This window comes from Paenibacillus agaridevorans, assembly GCF_003112455.1.
In the GTDB taxonomy this organism is placed as follows: Bacteria; Bacillota; Bacilli; order Paenibacillales; family Paenibacillaceae; genus Pristimantibacillus; species Pristimantibacillus agaridevorans.
This window is the reverse complement of the sequence record NZ_BDQX01000384.1, coordinates 38,543-59,630: the sequence shown is the minus strand read 5'-3', so window position 1 is coordinate 59,630 and position 21,088 is coordinate 38,543. Positions and strand designations below refer to the sequence as shown.

At 49.2% G+C, this 21,088-nt stretch carries 20 protein-coding genes; 13 read left to right on the top strand and 7 right to left on the bottom strand.

Annotation, left to right across the window (positions count from 1 at the left end; translation table 11 throughout):
- Positions 1 to 231: 231 nt before the first annotated feature.
- The 3 genes from PAT3040_RS29665 (at position 232) to PAT3040_RS29655 (ending at position 3,621) form a co-directional block, all read left to right on the top strand.
- Positions 232 to 1,146 carry an ABC transporter permease gene (locus PAT3040_RS29665; protein WP_087571389.1) on the top strand — a complete coding sequence of 305 codons (915 nt, stop codon included), beginning with the start codon at positions 232 to 234 and terminating at the stop codon, positions 1,144 to 1,146.
- A complete protein-coding gene (locus PAT3040_RS29660; protein WP_108995520.1) occupies positions 1,140 to 2,000 on the top strand; it encodes a carbohydrate ABC transporter permease in 861 nt (286 codons plus the stop codon). The genes PAT3040_RS29665 and PAT3040_RS29660 overlap by 7 nt, the downstream gene beginning before the upstream one ends.
- 73 nt (positions 2,001 to 2,073) lie before the next feature.
- On the top strand, positions 2,074 to 3,621 hold the full coding sequence (locus PAT3040_RS29655; protein ID WP_258235229.1) for an extracellular solute-binding protein: 1,548 nt from the start codon (positions 2,074 to 2,076) through the stop codon (positions 3,619 to 3,621).
- 58 nt (positions 3,622 to 3,679) lie between these two features.
- On the opposite strand, the gene PAT3040_RS29650 is transcribed toward PAT3040_RS29655, so the two are convergent.
- Positions 3,680 to 4,483, bottom strand: coding sequence for an AraC family transcriptional regulator (locus tag PAT3040_RS29650; RefSeq protein ID WP_258235228.1), 804 nt, complete (start codon positions 4,481 to 4,483; stop codon positions 3,680 to 3,682).
- Between the two features lie 114 nt (positions 4,484 to 4,597).
- On the opposite strand from PAT3040_RS29650, the gene PAT3040_RS29645 reads away from it, so the two are divergent.
- Positions 4,598 to 5,401 (top strand): phytanoyl-CoA dioxygenase family protein, encoded by an 804-nt coding sequence (locus PAT3040_RS29645; protein ID WP_108995519.1) that lies wholly within the window; start codon positions 4,598 to 4,600, stop codon positions 5,399 to 5,401.
- Positions 5,402 to 5,489: 88 nt separating this feature from the next.
- On the opposite strand, the gene PAT3040_RS29640 is transcribed toward PAT3040_RS29645, so the two are convergent.
- Both PAT3040_RS29640 and PAT3040_RS29635 read right to left on the bottom strand, forming a co-directional pair.
- Complete coding sequence (locus PAT3040_RS29640; protein WP_087571333.1) at positions 5,490 to 5,759, bottom strand: hypothetical protein; 270 nt, start codon at positions 5,757 to 5,759, stop codon at positions 5,490 to 5,492.
- The gene (locus PAT3040_RS29635) at positions 5,756 to 6,937 is read right to left on the bottom strand and encodes a DUF4062 domain-containing protein (RefSeq protein ID WP_181376916.1); all 1,182 of its coding nucleotides are present in this window, start codon (positions 6,935 to 6,937) and stop codon (positions 5,756 to 5,758) included. Before PAT3040_RS29635 ends, PAT3040_RS29640 begins: the two co-directional genes overlap by 4 nt.
- 175 nt (positions 6,938 to 7,112) lie before the next feature.
- On the opposite strand from PAT3040_RS29635, the gene PAT3040_RS29630 reads away from it, so the two are divergent.
- From PAT3040_RS29630 to PAT3040_RS29615, 4 genes are all read left to right on the top strand, one after another.
- On the top strand, positions 7,113 to 8,984 hold the full coding sequence (locus PAT3040_RS29630; protein ID WP_108995517.1) for a leucine-rich repeat domain-containing protein: 1,872 nt from the start codon (positions 7,113 to 7,115) through the stop codon (positions 8,982 to 8,984).
- A 115-nt stretch (positions 8,985 to 9,099) separates the two neighbouring features.
- Positions 9,100 to 9,468, top strand: coding sequence for a hypothetical protein (locus PAT3040_RS29625; RefSeq protein ID WP_087571336.1), 369 nt, complete (start codon positions 9,100 to 9,102; stop codon positions 9,466 to 9,468).
- Positions 9,393 to 10,301 (top strand): membrane protein insertase YidC, encoded by a 909-nt coding sequence (gene yidC, locus PAT3040_RS29620; protein WP_108995516.1) that lies wholly within the window; start codon positions 9,393 to 9,395, stop codon positions 10,299 to 10,301. Before PAT3040_RS29625 ends, yidC begins: the two co-directional genes overlap by 76 nt.
- A gap of 355 nt (positions 10,302 to 10,656) precedes the next feature.
- Positions 10,657 to 10,872: a cold-shock protein gene (locus PAT3040_RS29615; RefSeq protein WP_087571338.1), complete on the top strand. Its 216-nt coding sequence runs from the start codon at positions 10,657 to 10,659 to the stop codon at positions 10,870 to 10,872.
- 176 nt (positions 10,873 to 11,048) lie between these two features.
- On the opposite strand, the gene PAT3040_RS29610 is transcribed toward PAT3040_RS29615, so the two are convergent.
- A complete protein-coding gene (locus tag PAT3040_RS29610; protein ID WP_108995515.1) occupies positions 11,049 to 12,734 on the bottom strand; it encodes a response regulator in 1,686 nt (561 codons plus the stop codon).
- Positions 12,731 to 14,644 carry a cache domain-containing sensor histidine kinase gene (locus tag PAT3040_RS29605; protein ID WP_181376915.1) on the bottom strand — a complete coding sequence of 638 codons (1,914 nt, stop codon included), beginning with the start codon at positions 14,642 to 14,644 and terminating at the stop codon, positions 12,731 to 12,733. The genes PAT3040_RS29610 and PAT3040_RS29605 overlap by 4 nt, the downstream gene beginning before the upstream one ends.
- A gap of 185 nt (positions 14,645 to 14,829) precedes the next feature.
- On the opposite strand from PAT3040_RS29605, the gene PAT3040_RS29600 reads away from it, so the two are divergent.
- The 5 genes from PAT3040_RS29600 (at position 14,830) to PAT3040_RS29585 (ending at position 18,888) form a co-directional block, all read left to right on the top strand.
- Positions 14,830 to 15,747 (top strand): carbohydrate ABC transporter permease, encoded by a 918-nt coding sequence (locus PAT3040_RS29600; RefSeq protein WP_108995513.1) that lies wholly within the window; start codon positions 14,830 to 14,832, stop codon positions 15,745 to 15,747.
- Positions 15,747 to 16,580, top strand: a complete 834-nt coding sequence (locus PAT3040_RS29595; protein WP_108995512.1) for a carbohydrate ABC transporter permease — start codon at positions 15,747 to 15,749, stop codon at positions 16,578 to 16,580. Before PAT3040_RS29600 ends, PAT3040_RS29595 begins: the two co-directional genes overlap by 1 nt.
- Positions 16,581 to 16,757: 177 nt before the next feature.
- Positions 16,758 to 18,068: an ABC transporter substrate-binding protein gene (locus PAT3040_RS29590; protein WP_258235227.1), complete on the top strand. Its 1,311-nt coding sequence runs from the start codon at positions 16,758 to 16,760 to the stop codon at positions 18,066 to 18,068.
- Positions 18,069 to 18,370: 302 nt separating this feature from the next.
- Entirely contained in the window at positions 18,371 to 18,547 is a 177-nt protein-coding gene (locus tag PAT3040_RS37600; RefSeq protein ID WP_179215878.1) for a hypothetical protein, read from the top strand.
- A gap of 155 nt (positions 18,548 to 18,702) precedes the next feature.
- Entirely contained in the window at positions 18,703 to 18,888 is a 186-nt protein-coding gene (locus PAT3040_RS29585; protein WP_087571344.1) for a hypothetical protein, read from the top strand.
- A gap of 553 nt (positions 18,889 to 19,441) precedes the next feature.
- On the opposite strand, the gene PAT3040_RS29580 is transcribed toward PAT3040_RS29585, so the two are convergent.
- The gene (locus PAT3040_RS29580) at positions 19,442 to 20,386 is read right to left on the bottom strand and encodes a copper amine oxidase N-terminal domain-containing protein (RefSeq protein ID WP_108995510.1); all 945 of its coding nucleotides are present in this window, start codon (positions 20,384 to 20,386) and stop codon (positions 19,442 to 19,444) included.
- A 44-nt stretch (positions 20,387 to 20,430) separates the two neighbouring features.
- On the bottom strand, positions 20,431 to 21,042 hold the full coding sequence (locus tag PAT3040_RS29575; RefSeq protein WP_181376914.1) for a DUF3885 domain-containing protein: 612 nt from the start codon (positions 21,040 to 21,042) through the stop codon (positions 20,431 to 20,433).
- Positions 21,043 to 21,088 lie beyond the last annotated feature (46 nt).

Below are 21,088 nucleotides of genomic sequence, written 5' to 3'. Positions count from 1 at the left end.
CTTCACAAAAGTTCCTTGCATGGAACGAAAATTCGGCAAAATCTGCTCCCCTCGGAGTATTCAGGCACGCCCTAACTAAATTCAAACATTTTTACTGATTTTATGTATATCGGTGTTCCCTCTAAAAAACTATACTTAATCCATAAAATGAAAACGCATACAAGAAGGAGAGGGACGATGGAAGCTAAATCCAGATTCAAACAATCTCCGCAGGCGCAGCTTGTTCCACTAATGAAATTGCAATCCATGATGCGAGTCATCTGGCGTTTCCGGGCATTCTACATCATGTTGCTCCCTGGCGTCATTTACTTTATTATTTTCCGATATCTTCCGATGTATGGCGTCATAATCGCTTTTAAAGACTATGCAATTATGGAAGGAATAACCGGAAGCCCATGGATAAACCCATGGTACAAACATTTTCAAACTTTTTACCAATCCCCCTATTTCAGTCAATTGCTAAGCAATACTTTATTAATCAGCATTTATAAGCTTGTTTGGGGCACTTTGCCTCCCATAATTATGGCAATCTTATTGAATGAGTGTCGCGTGCGTTGGTTGAAATCAATTGTACAGACGTTGACTTACATGCCGCATTTTTTATCATGGGTCATTATTTTCGGTATTTTATTAACGTTGTTTTCACAAAACGGCGGATTAATCAATCGTTGGATTGTAGAAGCGGGCGGAACCTCTATACCGTTTTTAACATCAACCGATTACTTCCGAAGTATTCTTGTCGGCTCGGAGGTATGGCAAAACTTGGGCTGGGGAGCGATTATCTATTTGGCGGCAATGTCTGGAATCGACCCTACACTTTATGAGGCAGCCAAAGTAGATGGCGCAAATCGTCTTCGTATGATCTGGCATATAACGTTGCCTGGCATTCGAAGCATTATCGTTCTTCTCTTTATTCTTAAGCTCGGCCATTTGCTTGATGCAGGTTTCGATCAAATTTATATTTTATACAATATTCAAGTGTATCCTGTCGCGGATATTCTCGATACATGGGTGTACCGTACCGGTTTACAGCAATTGAACTTTAGCCTGGCTTCAGCAGTTGGTTTGTTTAAGTCGGTCATAGGATTAGTCCTTGTCGTGATCGCTAATCAGATAGCGAAGAAATGGGGTGAAGCAATTTGGTAAAGAGGCTGGATGACAAGCTTTTTGATTCATTCGTATATCTCATACTCATTATTTGTGGGCTGGCGGCCATTTTACCGATTTTGTATGTCATATCCGTTTCGATAACGCCATTTGGAGAAGTGCTTCGTAACGGAGGCTTTATATTATTCCCGAGAGAAATTACATTTACAGCTTATCGAACATTGCTTACAGAATCCAATATTCCGCAAGCTTTCAAAATAACGATATGGATCACAGTAATAGGAACGGCTGTTAATCTCATTTTAACTAGCTTAATGGCCTATCCATTATCGCGAAAAAATTTGCCTGCAAGAAACTTTTTTCTTCTGATGATTGTTTTCACCTTATTATTCAGCGGAGGAATAATCCCCACATACTTGGTAGTCAAATCCGTTGGTTTGTTGGACTCGATTTGGGCCATGATTCTTCCTAATGCGGTGTGGAGCTTTAATGTGCTTATTATGAAAAGCTTTTTTGAGGGATTGCCCGAGGAACTGTTCGAATCCGCAAGAATGGATGGAGCCAAGGAGTTTCGTATTCTGATTCAGATTGTGACACCGCTATCTATACCGGTATTGCTAACTGTAGGCCTATTCTATTTAGTTGGGCATTGGAATGAATTTTTCCAAGCTATCTTCTACGTGACGGATCGTACGTTATTCCCGCTGCAGGTTATCGTTAGAGAATTATTAATGCAAAGCCAACAGCCGCTGGAGAACGCAGAGAATATGATGCCGACGCAGACCATGCAGATGGCTGCGGTAATGATTGCAAGCGTGCCTGTTATTGTCATTTATCCTTTCCTCCAGAAGCACTTTACAAAAGGAATGCTGCTGGGATCTATCAAAGGTTGATCTAGGCTGCATAGATAACTGGCCAGCTATGCACGTCTGTTCAATATACACATTATAGATAGGGGATATGAAAATGAGAAAAAGTTTATCCATTCTTTTATCCGTAACACTTCTAATTGTGATGCTCTCTGCATGCTCAGGAGGAAATAATTCGAAGAATACAGGAACTGCGCCTACAAATACGGAGAAGCCTAGTGCTCCAGCCTCGCAAGCGCCAACCGAAGCAAGCAATAAAACGATCAAGCTTGAAATTATTGAAACTGGAAATAATCTGCCGGCCCCGGACAAAGACAGTATCAAGCAAGAACTGGATAAAGCATTAAATATCGATCTGAATTTAACGGTATATCCTTCAGGGGACGATTATACGAATCAATTAAACGTTCGTATGGCGTCAGGTAATTTTCCGGATTTGTTTATGTTGAGCCGCCAACAGCTGCTTCAGTTCTCGAAACAAGGACTACTGCTTGATTTGACGCCATACATGGATCAGTTACAGAAAACAATTGATTTCATTGGAGAAGAAACGGTTAAGAAGGGAATGGTTGACGGGAAAGTATATGCGATCTCGAAATCGCCCCAAATCCCTTACAATACCTATTGGATTCGAAAGGATTGGTTGGATACATTAAAATTAGATGTTCCAAAAACGATTGAAGAGCTGGCAGAAGTTGCGGAAGCGTTTACTAAAAATGATCCTGACGGTAATAGTAAACAAGATACTTTCGGTCTAACTGGAGGGAAATTAAGCGCCTTTGCACCCGTGTTCGGAGCATTCGGCGTTGGATCCCCAGGAAACTTTTATGTGAAGGATGGAGCCGTATTAAATGCTTTATACGATCCGGCAATGAAAGATGCTTTGGCGTTTATCAAACAAATGATCTCTTCTGGATCTGTTGACCCTGAACTATTGGCTAACACCGGATTGCAGCATCAGGAGAAATCCATTAAAGGCCAAGCAGGCATCGTACACATCGATTGGCCTAATATGACAAAGGAACAATTCGTAGAGCAAATTAAGACTGTAAATCCAAATGCCGAGTGGCTGCAAATAGAAGCGCCGGTTGGACCTGGAGGACAAAATGACTCTTCATGGGATATAGGGGCAACTGCGGGGAGATTTGCTATTCCGAAAGCGATTGAGAAGGACCCTGAGAAGCTGCAGCGAGTTTTTGATCTGTTGAACTATATTTCAGATCCGGACGGAGGATCGCTTCTTGTCCAATTTGGGGTGAAAGACACTCATTTCACATTAGAAGACGGCACGCTGAAAATGACGGATAAAGCGGGTGAGGTAGGACACTCTTGGCTCTACCAATTTACTGGAAGGCCGGAGATGGAATATTTGCAAGCGAAGTTCGCGCTTCAGTCGGAATCGATAAAATTTGCCAATGACCAGAAGCGTATTGAGGCGCTAAACGGGTTTATTGATATACCTGAAGGTTTTAACGCGGCAGATGCCGATCGATTTATTGAAGAAGAAATTGCAAAATTTGTTTATGACAAACGTCCTCTAACAGAGTATGAAGATTTCCTCAAAACATTAGAGACATCGATGAATTATACATTGTTATTAGATAGCGCTAAAGAGCAACTCAACCAGCTTGGCTTTGGCAGCTGACAAATTGAGCTAGAAGACAAGCGGAGGTATTAATATTCTGCTTGTCTTCTTCTTTTGACTATACTTGATAAGTTTTACGGTAAGCCGAGGGGTTAATGCCAAATTGTTTCTTAAAGCTTTTGCTCAAATGATGCTCGTCGGTGAAGCCGCAATGCTCCGAGATTTGTTCAAGAGTGAGTGACGAATTAATCAGTAGTTTCTTCACCTTATCCATCCTAAGATTAGTTGCGTAGGTATTAGGTGAAATTCGAAATTCCTGCTTGAATAGCCTTGTTAACTGTACCTGACTAATTCCTATTTCATATGCAATTGATTTTAACGATACACCGAATTCGGCATTCTGCTTAATCTTATGGACTACAAGCTGGAGAAGCGGGTCCTCGGTATACAGTTGATTTAAGTTTTGATCGTATAGCTCTATTTGCAACGTATAAAGTAAATCTCTCAGCAAATGTTTTTTATAAGGAAGAACTACATTCGATTTTAAGTAACTAGCTTCGCGTAATTGTGCAATTGTGGATACTAATCTTTTATTATTCATTAGTCGGAGCTTACCTGTATAAGGAAATGTGAGAGGGTCTAAATCCACCTCATTAGTAGCAGTAAGCCAATGAAAACCGATTAGATGAAAAGAGAGTCCATCAGTAGAACGATAGAAGGTTAAGTCAGGGGGACAGAGTACCATATCGCCTTGAACGGCATTGCCACTTTGCTCTCCCAGTCTATATTCAAAGCTGCCAGACTCGACAATAAATAATGCCCAATGATCATAAGTATCATGTGTTTTTTGAAATTGCACAGCATCTTTAATATACACATGATAAATTAAATTCGGCTCTTGAAACTGATCGCGCTCCACCATTGGCTGGCCCCCTTGAGTATTGAAATTATATACAAGAAAATTAATTATTTTATCCATTATAACAGAAAATACAATCAAATATAATGAAACTAATTACAAGTGGGAGGCGAGGAAATGAGTATCAAACAGCTTGATATCAAAGGGTTAATGAATCAATTTAACGAGAAGGGCTATTTGGTTATACCAAGTGTTTTGTCGCAAGAGAAGGTTGCTCGCTTGAATTCCGTCATCGATACCATCATTTCGAATGAGCCAGAGTCGCTAGCTTATAATATTTATAATAGCGTCGAGCTTCATCCAGAAATAGCCTCATTGATAGATGAGCCGACCATTCTCCGCTTGATTGTTAATTTGCTGGGCTATAATATCCAACTTCATATATCGCATCTGACAATTCGAAAACCAAATCCAAATGACGTGCAAACAACATCCCAGAGCTTTATTGACTGGCATCAGGACGGACCAAATCCAAAGTTTCCGGTTATAGAAGGGCTGACCGCGACTTACTACATCAAAGCCTGCTATATATTGAGTGATATGTCGGAGCCTAATCGAGGTAATACAAAAGTAATTCCGGGCAGCCATAAAAAGCCATATGACCCCAATCACAGGGATGTGCGTCAACAGCTGGACGGTGAGGAGCAAGTATGTGGAAAACCGGGAGATGTGTTTATATTTGCTCAAAATTTATGGCATGCGGGATCGCCCAACACATCAGAATATACGAGAAGGCAGTTGTTCTTAGGCTACAGCCCTATATGGATGAGACCTATAGACTATCATGTTGCTTCAGAGGAGCTTCTTAAGGATGCTGATCCTATTCGCCGTCAGTTGCTTGGTCAAATAAGCGATAATAAATTTAAATACTACGTTCCCGAGGAATCCATGGTACCGCTCAAGTCATTCATGCTTAAATGAATGTCATGTAATGGATTTCGTGCTTATTTAAAATGGCCCTCCCTGGATTCCAGGCGAGGGCCATTGTATAGGCGTGCGGATTGAGCCGTTAACCTTCTACGGTCAGACCGGTCAACGTATTGTTAAGCTCATTCAAGCGTTGATGCTTATGATGGATGATGTTGTCTGTATAACGCGTGGTCGGGACGAACAGCAAGGTGTCCTTGCCGATGGCGGACATGCCGTTTCTCTGCATATGCAGGACGGTTCCTTGTTTGTTGACGGCGATGACGGTTTTATCAGGGGACAGGGCGTTGGCAGTTGTTTGGACATGCCATCCGTCTTGGGCGGCCGGCAAGCGAGTCGGTTTTTTGCTCATTTCTGTAACCCCCCTATAAGAGAATTCAATAATTCGATGATCATTCCGTTAGCGTGTGTGTTCAGTATACCATTAATGATATCATCCGTGTAGTCGGCGTACAGCTGCGAGCTCCATGCGGTATCCTCCGGGAAGTGGTACGAGATCACGTATTCCCCCAGCTTGTAAGTCAGATAGAATAGCCGCCTCGACTCCCAATAAAACAACCCCGGAACACCGTCCTGCAGGTTATTGTACGTATAGGATACAAATGAGCTTGGGTCGCCTACCTCGAAGTCGTAATTCCCGTTCGTGTCTCCTGCGTAGTACTGCACCGTCAGCGAGTTCCCTTCGTGATGAAACAAGCAGATGGCGGAGCAGGCTTTGACGCTCCCGATGCTTCCGTTTACCGGGCCGGCTGTAATCTCCGAGCGAGTAAGCATGCGGATGGAACGGTTTAGCAGCCGGCGCCCTTCCAGCAATTCGCTGATTCGGACATGGTCCGATACGACTTGTTTCGCGAACGAAGTGAAATCCCCGAAGGCGAGGGCGAGCTGGGAGCTTTCCTCGTACAACGATTTTTTCGGAAGAAGCTGAAGTCCTTGCTGGAGCAGATCGCTTAGATAGGATGCCCATGGAACCGTATGTCCCCACGAAAGTTTCTCGACATAATGGCCTTTGACCATGACGATATCATGCAGCAGCACCCAGACATAGGTATCGATTTGATGTTTGGACGGGATGCCGGACGTCGGATTTTTCTCCGACTCCATCTCCAGAAAATCCACGACCTCGTTATTGTGCGGCATTCTCCCCTGCGAAAGTTTAAACTCTTCGATGTATTTGGCGATGATCCATCTGAATTTGAAGTAGGCATCCATGATCGTGCTTTCACAATAAAGCATCATCATCTTGCTGTCGGAGACGGCCCGCAAATATTCCAGATGGGTAACCGTATAACCGTTCGACGTCATGGAGCCGCCCTTGGTATGGATAAACAGGCAGTACAAGTCGCATTCGCTAACCTTTTTCAAGCAATGATCAACGCCTGTCTGGAAATTCGGCCATGGGCCGAAGTTCTTTTCGAACATCTGAGGATCGTGTCCCAATCTCGACAATTCCTCAAATGCACCTATCCGAAGATGCGTGATGGCATCTTGAGCAACAGAGCTAATGAAAATTTTGGATGATGTGGGCACGAATTGGTTCTCCTTGTTAAAAAAAGTAGTTTGTCCCATCATATCATAGATTGAGCGCGGGAAAAACGAGAATAGCCGCTTGAAATCCGCATCTAATTCCTGAAACTATTGGAATTTCGGCTCCGTAATAATAAACTTGATTTAAAGTAACGTCTTCAAGATTGGAGGGCCGCGGGTGAATGTGATCAAACTGAATTGTCCGAATTGCAACGGGAAGATCGAATATAAGGAAGGGCAGATCTATAAATGCCTATTTTGCGATACGGAGTTATTGTTGAAGGAAAACAACGTGTACTATGTGGACCAAACGATTAATCATTATTACGGGACGGCTCCTTCCTCCGGAACTGCCCGCCCTGGCACGAATCTAAGGAAGTTATGGATCGTGCCCCTTATGCTCATCGGTTTAATGGCCGGCTATTTTTTCTTGAACGGCAATCCGGCGGAGCAAAGCGGCGCAACAACATCCACGGTCCGAACCATGCCGGAAAGCGAAGTGCTTCTTTTCTTTTTGAGGGATGTGTTTGATAAAGGCGATGCGATGCCTACGGAGGAAGAAATCGCGAAGATCCGTTATTTGTCAGTTCGCCACGATGATGAAGACCGGTGGCGGTTCACCTATAGCTTGGACGATCCGTTCACCAACGGCCAGGCTGAATTAATCGACTACGCGATTCACGACAAGCTATTGAATACGCAAAGGATCGAGCAAAAGGACTTCGAGGCTTTTAGCGGACTAACCGAGTTGAATCTGATGAACGAGTACGAGGTTTCGCAAGGAACGGATGTAGGCTTTCGCCATCTGCAAGGAATAAAGGCTTATGCCGGCGGCTTTAATGAATCCTTTGGGCGAATCGCGAACTACTTTGGCGATAACTCCCAAATCGTAAAACTCTCGACGCAAATTCGGAGCAACGAAGAATTGGCCCTATTATTAAAGTTTCCGAAGCTGCAAACGCTCGAAATTTCTTACGTCAACGAAACCGTTACGGATTTCCACTTGCTGAATCAACTGCCGTTGCAATCCTTATCTTTGACGACGGTCGATCATTTGGGGTGGTTGTCCTCGCTGACCGGTTTGAAATCCTTGTCTGTAAGCTACAGCAAGGAGACGGATTTCAGCGCATTGTATTCGCTGAGTCAATTGCAGGAACTAAAGCTGTCGATGGTGGAAAATTTAAAAACGATCGATTTCATGCAAAATATGCCTAACTTGCAATCGCTTGATCTTGATTATGTTCCAATCACGAATTTAGAACGCCTTAGGGATAAAACGTCATTGACGAGCCTGCGATTAACGTCTCCGAACAAGCTGGAGTCGGTTGAAGCCGTTAATAGTTTGACTTCGCTGACCGAGCTGTCCATAACGGGTTATCACGGCGCGAAATCGCCGATCTCGTTGCCGAATTTGAAGAAGGCCGAACTGCAAAGTAAGCTCCTATTGGAATTAACCGCGCCTGTTTTGCAATCGTTAACGGTTGATCTATTCAGCGAAGACTTGGATGGAGCGGATTTGGCGAAATACCCGCGTTTGGAACAGCTTTCGTTAAAGGAGAGCGGGAATTTTACAGGCATACCATCGTTAAATCGACTGACGGATCTGCGCACGTTACATTTCAACGAGACCTATTTCTTTGAGGAAACAAGCGCGTTATTTCAATTGCAGCATGTAAAGGCGATTACCTGCACGGAATGCAGTTTTCAATTCGATGAGCAGGAATCCTTTGCCAATAACACCTTAGAGCATTTAACATTGAATCAGCCGTCCTTTCGCATAGGCAATGGCGACTGGTTGAACGATGCGGAGAACGTGATGCATTATTTCGCGGATATGGCGGCTTTGCGTTCCTTTACCATGCAGGACGATTCCATTCAAACGCTGGATTTCATGAAGGACTGGGAACGGATAGAGGTGCTTCATTTGGAGAATAACGCCATCTCCAATGTAGAACCTTTAGCGCATCTGCCCCATCTGCGGAAAGTATATCTTTTGGGCAACCAAGCGCAGAACAAGTCGGTTCTGGATAAAGGAATCCTGATTTATTAATGTTGAAAAAGCAGATTGCCGAAATTTTGTTGCCATTCCATAATCGTCACGTATGATTATCGGCAGAAATGCTTTAGAATGGAATTAACGAATTCGGAAGGGAGGGAATGCGAAAATGTTGGAGTTGGAGCTGCACGATTGGTTGCCGTATCTGTTCTCGATCAGCTTGTTATGCACGATCGCGTATTCTTACAGCATCCACCTGCGGGAAGCAAGCGCGGAATACGCGAAGGGCACCGCAAAGATGCAAATATGGATCATCGCCCTGCCGCAGCTGGCGACCTTTGTCATGGCGGTCGGCCTTTGGCTGATCCGCTACGTAAAGCGCAAGTCGGCGCCGGATGATGACGATTCGGCCTGCACGTCCTCGTTGGAGACGCAACCACACAACCAACGAGGAGGCTATATATGCCAAGTAATCAATCAACCGGATCCACCGCCGCATTCCCGTCCCGTTCCAAGACGATACGAATTATCGGTATAACGCTGCTGCTCGTGAGCCTGTTCGCCCTTACCGGCTGCGGCAATACGACGGGCGAAATTAACGGAGACACGCCAGGCGTGTTTAACCACTACGTCATTTATCCGTTGTCGGAGTTTATCGTCTGGATGGCGGGTCTGTTCCAGGACAGTTACGGGCTGGCAATCATGGCGATCACGATCGTAATCCGCCTTGTCTTGTTCCCGCTCATGCTTCGCCAATATAAGTCCCAGATGACGATGAAGGGCAAGATGGCTGCGCTCCAGCCGGAGCTGAAAGAGCTCGAAGCCAAATACAAGGACAAGAAGGACGCAGACAGCCTGACGAAGAAGCAGCAAGAGATGATGGCGCTGTATCAAAAGCATAACGTGAATCCGCTCGCGATCGGCTGCCTGCCCATGCTTATCCAGATGCCGATTCTGATGGGGCTGTACTCCGCGATTCGGATGACGCCGGAGCTGTCCACCCATTCCTTCTTGTGGTTCAAGCTCGGCGAACCGGATATGCTTCTGCCGATCATCGCCGCTATCGTCTATTTCATTCAGTTCAAGGTCACCCAAGCCGGCAATACGAATGATCAGGCCAAGCAGCTGGCCTTCCTGGGTTATCTCTCGCCGATTATGATGGGGGCGTTCGCGATGTTCGCGCCGGCGGCGATCTCGCTGTACTGGGTTACGGGCGGCTTGTTTATGATCGCCCAGTCCTTTCTGTTGGGCAAGCTGTTTAAGCCGGAAACGAAGGTCGGCCCGGATGGACCGGGCAACTCGGGCAACCCTGGCAACGGCAAAGGTGCCACGAAAAAGAAAGGCGTTGCGGCGGAAGGCGGTAAGGCCTGATAGGCGGAAATGCGGAATAGAGCAAAATGGGGATATATGCCTTTAGTCCCACATAATTTCGCCTCTAATTACGTATAAATAACTTGTCCGGTTGTATAGAGCCTGCTAATCCTGCTCCCGAGGTTCAAGTCATTACGGGGTCAGGGCCGGGGCCGAATCGTTTGCCTTTTATGGGCGAACATGGTACAATAATCGATATTTGAAAATGCTAGGCATGACCTTTCCACAAACGAGGCCGGCCTTATAGACGAAAACTGCCCTACCCGCAAAAGTGGGGGCAGTTTTCCGTTTTTTGGCGGTGTTGCTCGTCCGGACCGGGCATGAGTCAATGCGAAAGCGCGAAGGAGGCTTGGCCATGTATAATCGTAAAAAACCGCTAGAAGAAATCCCGCAGGAAAACACGAAAATATGGGCATGCGAGACGGAAGGCTGCAACAGCTGGATGAGAGACAACTTTTCGTTCGATCGTACTCCGACTTGCCTGATGTGTAACGCGCCGATGGTCAGCAGCGAAAGAATGCTGCCCGCGATCGTCAATTCGACGGCAGTTGTGTCCGAGATGAAAGGCTAGCAAGCATTGGTTCGGCGAAGAATGCAATTAGCAACGTAAGCAGGAACAACCCCGGAACGCGGCGATGCCGACGGCCCGGGGTTGTTGTCGTATTAGGCCGGCTATGGTCAGCGGACGATAGCAGGGGGACGGAGGTAACTGTTCGCCAGGACTTGTCGTCGTTGTTGCAGCCGCTCCTACCGCCCGCCGTAGTGCTGCTTGCGGTAGTCGCCCGGCGTGCAGCCGGTCCACTTCTTGAATACCTTGCTGAAGTACTTCTCGTCCTGAAAGCCGACCTGCTCCGCGATTTGCGATATTCGCAGACTGGCATTGCCAAGCAGCTCCTTGGCCCGCTTCATCCGGATGCCCGCGATATAATCGGAGACGTTCTCATTCATCTCTTGCTTGAACTTGCGGGAGATATACTCGCGGCTAAGGAAGAAGCGGCTTGCGACGTCCTGCAGCGTAATGTCCTCATGGGCATGCTGCTCCAGAAACAATGCGATATCATGGATGATCCCTTTCTCCTTGTCGGCCGACGAGAGCAGCTTGGAGATCGTCTCCATCTCCTCGGTCACTGCTTCCTTCCAGGCCTCGTAGTGAAAACCTCCCGAAGGATGAAGCGGAAGCGGTCTCGTCGTCGAGAGGCCGTTATCTCTGCTCTTCGCCTCGTCTTCCTTTCCATGGAGGAGCTTCTCCTCCGAGGTAGCCGGCTTCGACGCCAGCACGGTGTCGCCGCCATCGGATTCCCCCAGCCAGATTGCCTTCGTTCGCTCGAAGTGTTCACGCCAGTCCAGCAGACCCTCAAAGGACAGATAGCCGCTCTCCTCGATGACCGCGAACCAAGCGTCGAGCGCCCGCTGCAGTTGGTCGCTATTGCCGCTCTGGACCGCGAAACGGAGCTGCTCCTCATGATCGTGGAAGGAGAGCAGGGTTGCGCCGCGCTTACTCCCGGTATCGTCGAAGGAGACGACATGATCGCTGCTCCGGCTCAGGACATTGCGGCGCAGCAGGGCTAGTCTCGCTTGCCGGTAGGAGGTCAGCGCATCCGAAGGAAACGCCGCAGGCTGCCCCAGCCCGAAGTCGAAGGACGCCTTCATGGCCAGCATTATAGCTTCCCGAATGTCCCCGATCAAGGAGGGTGCCCCGGCGCATTCGCCCCAGAAGAGCAAAACCAGCTCCTGCTCCTTGCCCCAGTACCGGAACGCATAACCAGCCTCCCTCTCCAGAAGGATCTCGTTGCAAATATTCGTTAGCGCAAAGAACATCAGCTCCTGATCGCCGGGGAACTTCTCGCGTATGCCGGGAGCGGACAGCGACAGGCTGGCTACGGCCGCACGAACAAGCGGGACGGGCGCCGCCAGACGCAGCTCGCGAAGCACCGCGGGGGGCCAGCCTCCCTGGGCTCCGGGCTCGCTGAGCACCGAAGAGAAGTACTGCTCCAGATAAACGGGCTTGAGCTGATTAAGCTCTATATGGACGGCCCGGCTCATCGCGCGCTCCCGCTCCTCGGCGCGCCAAGCCTCGATGGCCTTGGCAATCGCGCCGTTTAGCTGCTCGGGATCGATCGGCTTTAGAATATAGTCCACGCTGCCGGATTTGACGGCGCCCCGAACGAGTTGGAAGTCATCGTGGCCGCTGATGACGATCGTCTTGCTGCCGGGATGGTGGCCGGCGACCCAGGAGAGCAGCGTCGAGCCGTCCATGCCCGGCATCATCATGTCGGTAAAGACCAGTTCCGGCTGCAGCCTACCGATCAGCTCGGTCGCTTCGATGCCGTCGCGTGCTTCGTAAATGTCGTCGATGCCGTACGATTTCCAATCGACAAGCAGCTTGATCGCTTCGCGCACATGTTTCTCGTCGTCGACGATGAGAGCTTTCATGTTTCGTGGCCTCCTTCAAGCGGAATTTGGATGGTGATGGACAGGCCGTGCGGCTGGGCGTGTGAGAGCGTCATCGTCGATTCGGGATGGGATTGCAGCCGCAGACGCGCCATAATATTGCGAAGCCCGATGCCGCTGTCTCCATCCTCGCCCTTTCGATGGCTTGCGGCTTGCAGGCCAGCCATCGACAGCTCATGTTGCAGCTCTCGCAGCCGGTCCTCGTCCATGCCGCCGCCGTTATCGCTGACGGTGAGGATAAGCCGCCTTGGCTCGTCCAGCAAGGAGCTTGAGACCAACAGCCGCGACGGTTCTTCGAACGAATGCTGAAAGCCATGCTTAAAGAAATTTTCGAGCAGGGGCTGGAGAATCATTTTCGGCACATGGATGTCACGGCTGGCTTCGTCGATTCGCAGCTCTATCTCCAGAGTCGTATCAAAGCGCTGCTTTTGCAGCTCGAGATAAGCGGCGGCGTAATCAAGCTCGCTCCTGAGCTCTACCGTGTCGTCCATATTGTTCATCTGGTAACGCATCAGCTTGCCGAGCGACGTAATAAGCGAATAAGCTTTCGTGTCGCCGTTCTGGAGCGATACGGTCCCGATGGATTGCAGAGCGTTGTACAGGAAGTGGGGATTGACTTGCGCCTGCAGCGCCTTGAGCTCGTTCGTCTTGCTGGCGATCTCCAGGCGGTATTCCGTCATGATGAGGTGATTGATCTTGCCCATCATGGAGCGGAACCACCTGGCAAGCAGACCGATCTCGTCATTTGTCTCGATATCGATGGAGACGTTTAGATTGCCCGTTTCGATCTTGTTTACATAGCCGATCAACCGCAGCAACGGCTTGGTAAATCGGATGGAGATGATCAGCGTCGCAATGACGACGATGCCGAGGAATGCCGCGCCAACGACGGTATTTAACTTGGCGATGCTGTTTGCGGTGCTGTAGAGATGCTGGTAAGGCGTTTGCTTGATGAGGTACCAATCCATAAAAGGCGTCACGATCCGATCATAAAAGACGATGCCGTCGAAGCCGTCTTGCTTCCATTCGAAGTGGCCGGTATCTTCCCCGGACAACAAGATGGTGTCCATGAGCGCCGTTCCAGGTCCTGCCGGCTCCTTCTCCTTGTTATCCGGGGTCTTCTCTGATTCTTCTTGAACGCCGAGGCTTGTCCCTTTGTCCCCGATGGGGGAGGACAATACGAGCTTGCCCTCGCTGTCCGCGATGTAGAATGCCTCTTTGCCGGAATCGTACAGCTGCGCATTCAGCGAAGCCAGGACGCTGAGCCTCACATCGATGGACAGCTCCGCGAGCAGCTCATCGCTGGGCGCGCGAATAATGGGGCGGTGGAGCGTAAACACCTGTTCGTCGTCCGGCGAAGACTTTAGGTCCAATCCGTAATTATGGCTGGCATGCGCCGGTTCGATATACGCCTTGGTCGTCTCGATGTCGAGCGGCTCGGGATGCCGGCCAACCTTAAGATCGTCGGCCCAGAGCAGATAGGTCGTATTCTGCTTGACCACGTACAGCCGCACTTTATGGAATTCGCTCACGCTTTGAAAAATGTTGTAGAGATGATCCTTCAGCAAATTGCGATTTCGGATGACGTCGGTCAGATCATTAGGGAACACCTCGTCCTCCATGCCGTGCTCCAGAATGTAGTACAGCGATTGCGGCACGTTCATGGCGTTGTATACGGCGAGGGACTTCTGGTTAATATTGCTCATATAGTTCAGCGTATTCGTCTTGCCGAGAGAAAGCAGCCTGTTGTTATTCGAGATGGCTTCCCGAGTGACGGATTCCGTAGTTGCCTTGTAAGAGATGAACATAGACGTGGCAATGGGCAGAATCGTCACGATCAGCAGCAGCGCCATCAACTTCTGACGAATCGTATGGAAGGGCTTTCTTAACATTGCGAAGCTCACCTCGTTTCGGGCATGATGGGCAGGGACCGCCATAACTTTTGCCTGAATAAACAGTAACCGAATGGACGTATTCCGGTCAATATATTCCACCCTTCTCATCATCATTGCCCGTCTCCGGGCGCTGCTTTAAGTTCTATACTAAGAGCACACAACGAAAGAAGGGACGATGACCTATGGTATCTGGCAAAACTATCGGCAAGCCGGCCGCAAAGCGCGCGAACTGGAGCGAGTGGCTGCAGCAGACCGTATTCGTCGGACCGGGACTGATCGCATTTATCATCATCGTGCTGATCCCGTTCGGCATGGGATTCTATTATACGTTCACGGAGTGGAACGGCCTTGATCTTGGCAACGCCAAGTGGACGGGCATGACCAATATAACGCGTATCCTGACCGATGATCCAAGATTCTGGCAAGCGTTCTGGTTTACGGCGAAGTTCACGCTGGCGGCCGTCACGGTAACGAATGTGCTGGCATTTCTGCTGTCGCTGCTGCTAACGCAGAATCTTAGGAGCAAGGGCGTGCTGCGCACGATCTTCTTCTTGCCTAACGTGATCGGCGGTTTGCTGCTGGGCTACATCTGGTATTTCATCTTCGTCCGCGGCTTCGGCGCGATCGGAGAGGCGACGGGCATCGGCTTCTTCAAGCTTCAATGGCTGGGGACGCCGGAGACGGCATTCTGGGGCATCGTCATCGTCTTCGTATGGCAGACGGCCGGCTATATGATGATCATTTACATCGCGGCGATTATCGGCGTTCCCAAGGACCTTATGGAGGCGGCGCGCATCGACGGGGCCAACCGCTGGCAAATCCTGCGCTCCATTCTGGTTCCGCTCATCATGCCCGCGATTACAATCTGTTTATTTCTGACGACGTCCAATGCGTTTAAAATGTTTGACCTTAACCTCTCCTTGACCGGCGGAGGTCCCGGCAACTCCTCGGAATCGATCGCGCTTAACATCTATCGCGAGGCGCTGGTAAACAATCGTTACGGCTTGGGGACGGCGAAGGCGATGCTCTTCTTCTTCTGCGTCGCGCTCATCACGATTACGCAGGTCTGGTTCACCAAGAAACGGGAGGTGGAAGCCTGATGGAGACGAGATCGAGAACCTCTTCCGCCACACTGCTGTTAGAGATAGCCGGCGTGTTGGCAGCGCTGCTCTTCTTGGGGCCGTTCTACTTCCTGATCGTCAATTCGTTCAAGAAACTCAAGGACATTTTGCTTAATGCGGCTTCGCTGCCCGAGACTTGGGCCATCACGAATTTCAAAAAAGCGTGGGTCGCCATCGATTTCCCCGTCGTCTTTATGAACTCGGTTATTATTACGTCTATCAGCGTTCTGGCGCTGGTCGTGATCAGCTCTATGATGGCCTATCGACTCGTGCGCAGGCCGACGATGTTCAACAAGCTGCTGCTGACGGTGCTGGTCGCCGCCATGATCATTCCGTTCCAGTCGGTCATGCTGCCGCTGATGCGAATCACGTCGCTGTTCGAACTTCGCGGCGAGCTGTACGGCATCGTGCTCTGTTATATGGGCTTCGGGATCTCCTTGTCGATGTTTCTTTATCACGGCTTCATCAAGTCCGTGCCGCTTGAGATCGAGGAGGCCGCGGTCGTCGACGGCTGCTCGCCTTACGGCGTATTCTGGCGGATTGTATTCCCGCTGCTGAAGCCGATCACGGTCACGGTCATGATTCTAAACGTGTTGTGGATCTGGAACGACTACCTGCTGCCGGTGCTCGTCATTAACGACGCGATGACCACCATCCCGCTTGCGGTGCAGAAGTTTTTCGGCCAATATTTACGAAAGTGGGATCTGGCCATGGCTGCGCTCACGCTGAGCACGATTCCGGTCGTTATATTCTTCCTCCTGCTGCAGAAGCATATTATCGAAGGCATTACGGCAGGCTCCGTAAAAGGGTAAAGGGTAACTAATCAAAGTTTTCCGCCCGAAGTAATCAAGATTTTACCCCTAACCGTTCAATTTTGTCGGTGTCTGGCGAGGATTGCAGAGGCTTATAATGACGATGTAAGTAGATCGCGAAGCAACTGGACATAGGGTATGAGGTCACGCACATTTATTTCATGGGAGGTCATGAAGATGAAGAAAAAGATGACGATGGCGTTGGCTTCGGCAGCGCTCCTGGTGGGACTCGCAAGCGGTTGCGGCAACAACGATGCCGGCGGCGCGAATGCCGGAACCAATACGAATACGGGCGAGGGCGCGGCTACCGAGGCGCCGAAGAAAGACGTCACGATCAAGATCTTCCAATTCAAAGTCGAAATCGCGGAAGCGTTGGAGAAGCTGGCGGCGGAGTACGAGAAGGAGACCGGCGTAAAGGTAGACGTGGAGACGCATGGCGGAGGCGAGGATTATAGCGCGCTTCTCAAGGCGGAGCTGGCGGCCGGAGAGGAACCGGAGATTTTTAACTCCAGCGGCTGGGCGGGCTTCGACCCATACGTGGATCGCGCTGCGGATCTGAGCGGCGAGGCGTGGGCAAAGGATCTCGTGGAAGCGTCGAAGGCGCAAATTTCGCGCGACGGCAAGCTGCTCGGCATGCCGATGAACCTGGAAGCTTACGGCTTCACGTATAATAAAGATTTGTTCGAGCAGGCAGGTATTTCGGAATTGCCTAAGACCGTAGACGAGTTGTCCGCTGCGGTAGAAAAGCTTAAGTCGGCGGGCATTACGCCGTTCGCGCTTACGTCCGAGTGGTGGTCGATGGGCATTCACACACTGAACATGGCGCTGGCGAACCATGAAGACCCGGCGGCGTTCATCTCCGACGTAAAGGAAGGCAAAGCGACGCTGAAGGATGATCCAACGATGAAAGAATGGATCAAGCTTGTCGACATTATGTTTGCGAACGGTCAGGCCAATGCGCTGACGACGGACTACAACACGCAGGTTGCCGAATTCGCAACCGGCAAATACGCAATTATCCAGCATGGCAACTGGATTCAAGGCATGATCGACGAAGTGGATCCGGATCTCAATCTCGGCATGATGCCGGTGCCGCTGCTGGGCGACACGGCAAATGTATTTACGGGCGTGCCGAACAACTGGATCGTCAACAGCAAGTCCGACCAAGCCGAGGAAGCCAAAGCGTTCCTGAACTGGATGGTGACATCCGAGACAGGTAAACGTTACATCTCCACCGACTTTAAATTCGTGCCGGCATTGACGTCCATCGAGGCGAACGCGGAAGCCATCGGCGATATCGCTGGCGACTTCGCGGCCTTCTCGCAGGAGCATCCCGATCGGGTTCTGGGCTGGCACTGGGATCATCTGCCGGACGGCATCACGCAGCAATGGGGCGCGGCGATGCAGGAGTACCTCGGGGGGCAAATCTCGGCCGACGATCTGCTCGGCAAGCTGGATAAAGCGGTGCAGGATATTGTGAAGAAGTAAGAAGCGGCAATTGGCAATCCTCAATCGGGAAATCCCGGCAACGAAGTATGGCCTTAGGCCATCGCTTCGGGCCGGGATTTTTTGGTTAGCTGGATGACGGTTGTCGGAGGATGGCTTGGGTTGGATAAGGGATGGTGTGGCTTGCTTATAAAGGATAGCTCGGCAGGGCAGGCTATACGAATAAATCTACGATGATGGAGAAGAAGTTTCGATGAATCTGTATGGATCGTCATCGAACGTTCATCCCCGAGCGCGGCAGATGAAGGAGCTTTGGTGAATCTGTAATGAAGGAGATTGCTAGTATGACTAAGGAAAATAAACGTGCACAGAGGCGACGGAAATCCGGGGAGGACGGGAAGGGCCAGGATCGGTTAGGCCTGCAAGGCGTCGGTCACAAGGGGCTAGTGACGGAGCGGGATATCGACGCGGAATTCGGCCTGTTCCAGGACGAGGTGCCAGGGCCGAAGCATCAAAAGTAGTCGCGTGAAGAAATGTTAGAGGTAATCAGCTCAAATGAGTTGGACTATCTGCCGAGAAGCTGGTATACTTGCCGCAGTTGCACTAGAATAAAGCGATTTCAACTTACTAGTGTGGTTAGAATCTAGAACATTCGTTGGCAGGAGTGTTGCTTTCTATGAAATACAATTTTATTCGTCCAATTCTTTTGATTGCGACTGCTCTTCTCGTGAAGAGTCTGGTTACCAATCTGTGCATGGTTTTCGGGATGCAGCCGGAGTCGGCAGAGAGTATCGGTTTTATTGCCATGATTATAGCCGCACTCATTGTCTACACAAGAATTGCCAAGAAGCGGCGCCAATAACGCCCATACACCGACCTTGCGCTTACCGCCGAGATCGGTGTTTTTCTTTGAAATATAGGAAAGTATATGATTTCGCCATACGATCTCTATATTTCTCGGAATGAAACGCGCCACGCCGCCAAAGGACGGCGAAGCCGTTTCACCTTGCCGCTTTTTATTTTGCAATATCTCGCTGTGAGCATGCCGTCGAAGTAGCGGAGAGTGAAGGGCTGATGTCAAACTCAGTTGAGTATCCCGTTTTATTCTCAATCTGGTTGAGTAAAGGGAAAACCTCCCGCTAAATCCGCCGAATAAGGGTTTTTGGCTCGAATACAGGGAAATATGCCATCTAATTGCTTGGATCCTGGGCTGGTGGAGTACTTTGGGCGATATTAGTGGGAAGTTTTCCATCTAAGTTTCTTTTCTTAATTAGCATGCTTTAAATAGAGGGAACATTTCCTATTCGTTTGTGGGAATAGGTGGGATTGTGTATCGTAAGCAACCTGGAATGCGTTGCGGAGTCCCGTTATTGCTTCTTCCGTATATCGGGCTGGGTGCTGAGGCGACTTAACGATTACTGCTCCCGAAATTCCATGTCTTCCAGGATATCTTCAAAATCTTGAATCGAATTTTTATAGGTTACCTCGTACGAGGAGTTTCGGATGCTATAAAACCGGGAGCCTGTCTTGAACACAACGAGAGTGTCGATACGTTTGTCCCAGTCTAGATGGTTAACGTAGGTCAATTGCAGAGCATCGTAACCGAATAACTCGATTTGTTTTTCCTCCACGATATCTTTACTGGATAGGGATGCCGTGTCTTTGGCATGATCTAAGTAGGAGGCCAGCTTCATATCTCTAGTTTCGTCGGTTAGAGGCTCGGCGGCAATAAATAACATCGTGTGGTTAAAGTAACGCAGTGCCAATTGCAATTGCCCGGCCTCTTCCACGCTAATGTAATCTTGAACCCATTCGTCGTCTTCAGCAACAACGTTTTCGAGACCGGACATGTTTCTCCAAAGACCATAGGCGTTAAACTGGAATTGGCCATCTGCGCTGGCATAGCGATTTTTGCTATAGATGACCGCTGTTCGATTCGCTGAATCCCACTCTACCTTGGATTCAACGGATTCCGATATGAAGCGAAGGGGAACGAAGGTCGTTTTATTCTTCAGCTTAGGCGCTACTGGCAATGTGATGGATTTGCCGTTAACTTTGGCAACCGGATTGTCGATTTGTAATTCAATATGTATTCCTTCTTTTTCTCCCGTAACCGTGCGAGTGTCGGGATCCCATCCAATGGTAAGTCCCAGCTTCTCGAAGATCGGCCTAAAGGGAACGAGGGTTGTGGATTTTTCGATAAACGGCTGTTCGCCGAAAGTCATGGTGTTGGCGTCTAAAACAACGCGGACGGGGAGATTAGAGGACGTTGAAGCTTGTGCATCAGCAATCCCAGACCCTGCAAATAACATAGTCATGATTAATAGTAACCCTGCGGGGCGTTTGAATAATTTAAACATAAGTACACATCCTCTGCTTGTGTATTTATTCCGTGGAATCCTCTTTAATCCTCATATTCCGGATGAATACGGTGGAACATATGGTCGACCCTCTCCCGGTCATAATCCAGAATCCAGTCATTATAGGTATGATATAACGCTTGAAGCGGTCCCGTTGCGTTCGACACGATGTCCAAGCCTCTGCTGTCGTAAAAGTGAAAGATGGTATCCCGTGTCGCGTTGAAGATATAGATTCTATAATCTGAGGAAAACAAGTTTGCCGTTTTAAGATCGGATGTTCTGCACTCTAATACATATCGGTAGGCAGACCATCCATCTTCCTCGTCATCAGCCCACTCGATACTGTTGCAGGATAATTTCTTCAATGCTTTTTTATTTTTGACGGCATTGCGAAATACCTTGATTTTAAAAGGCCTAACTTGCGGCCGCAAGTGAAGAATTAAAACGATATACAACTCATCGTCGTTGTTATGGGCGCTCCTAAACAGTTGAATCGAGCGGTGGCGGACCTGCTCGAAGTATTGTTGGTCCGATACTAACGGGTCCGGATCCCCGATTTCGAACCGGATGCCGACATCCGCGTTATAGAACAGGGGCGGCTCCAGTTGCATGCCGGGAAACTTGTCTTGCATATATCGATCAAACGATGTCGACACGAACATCCTCCTCAGAGCTTCACATTTATGATTTTTGCTTCCCTAA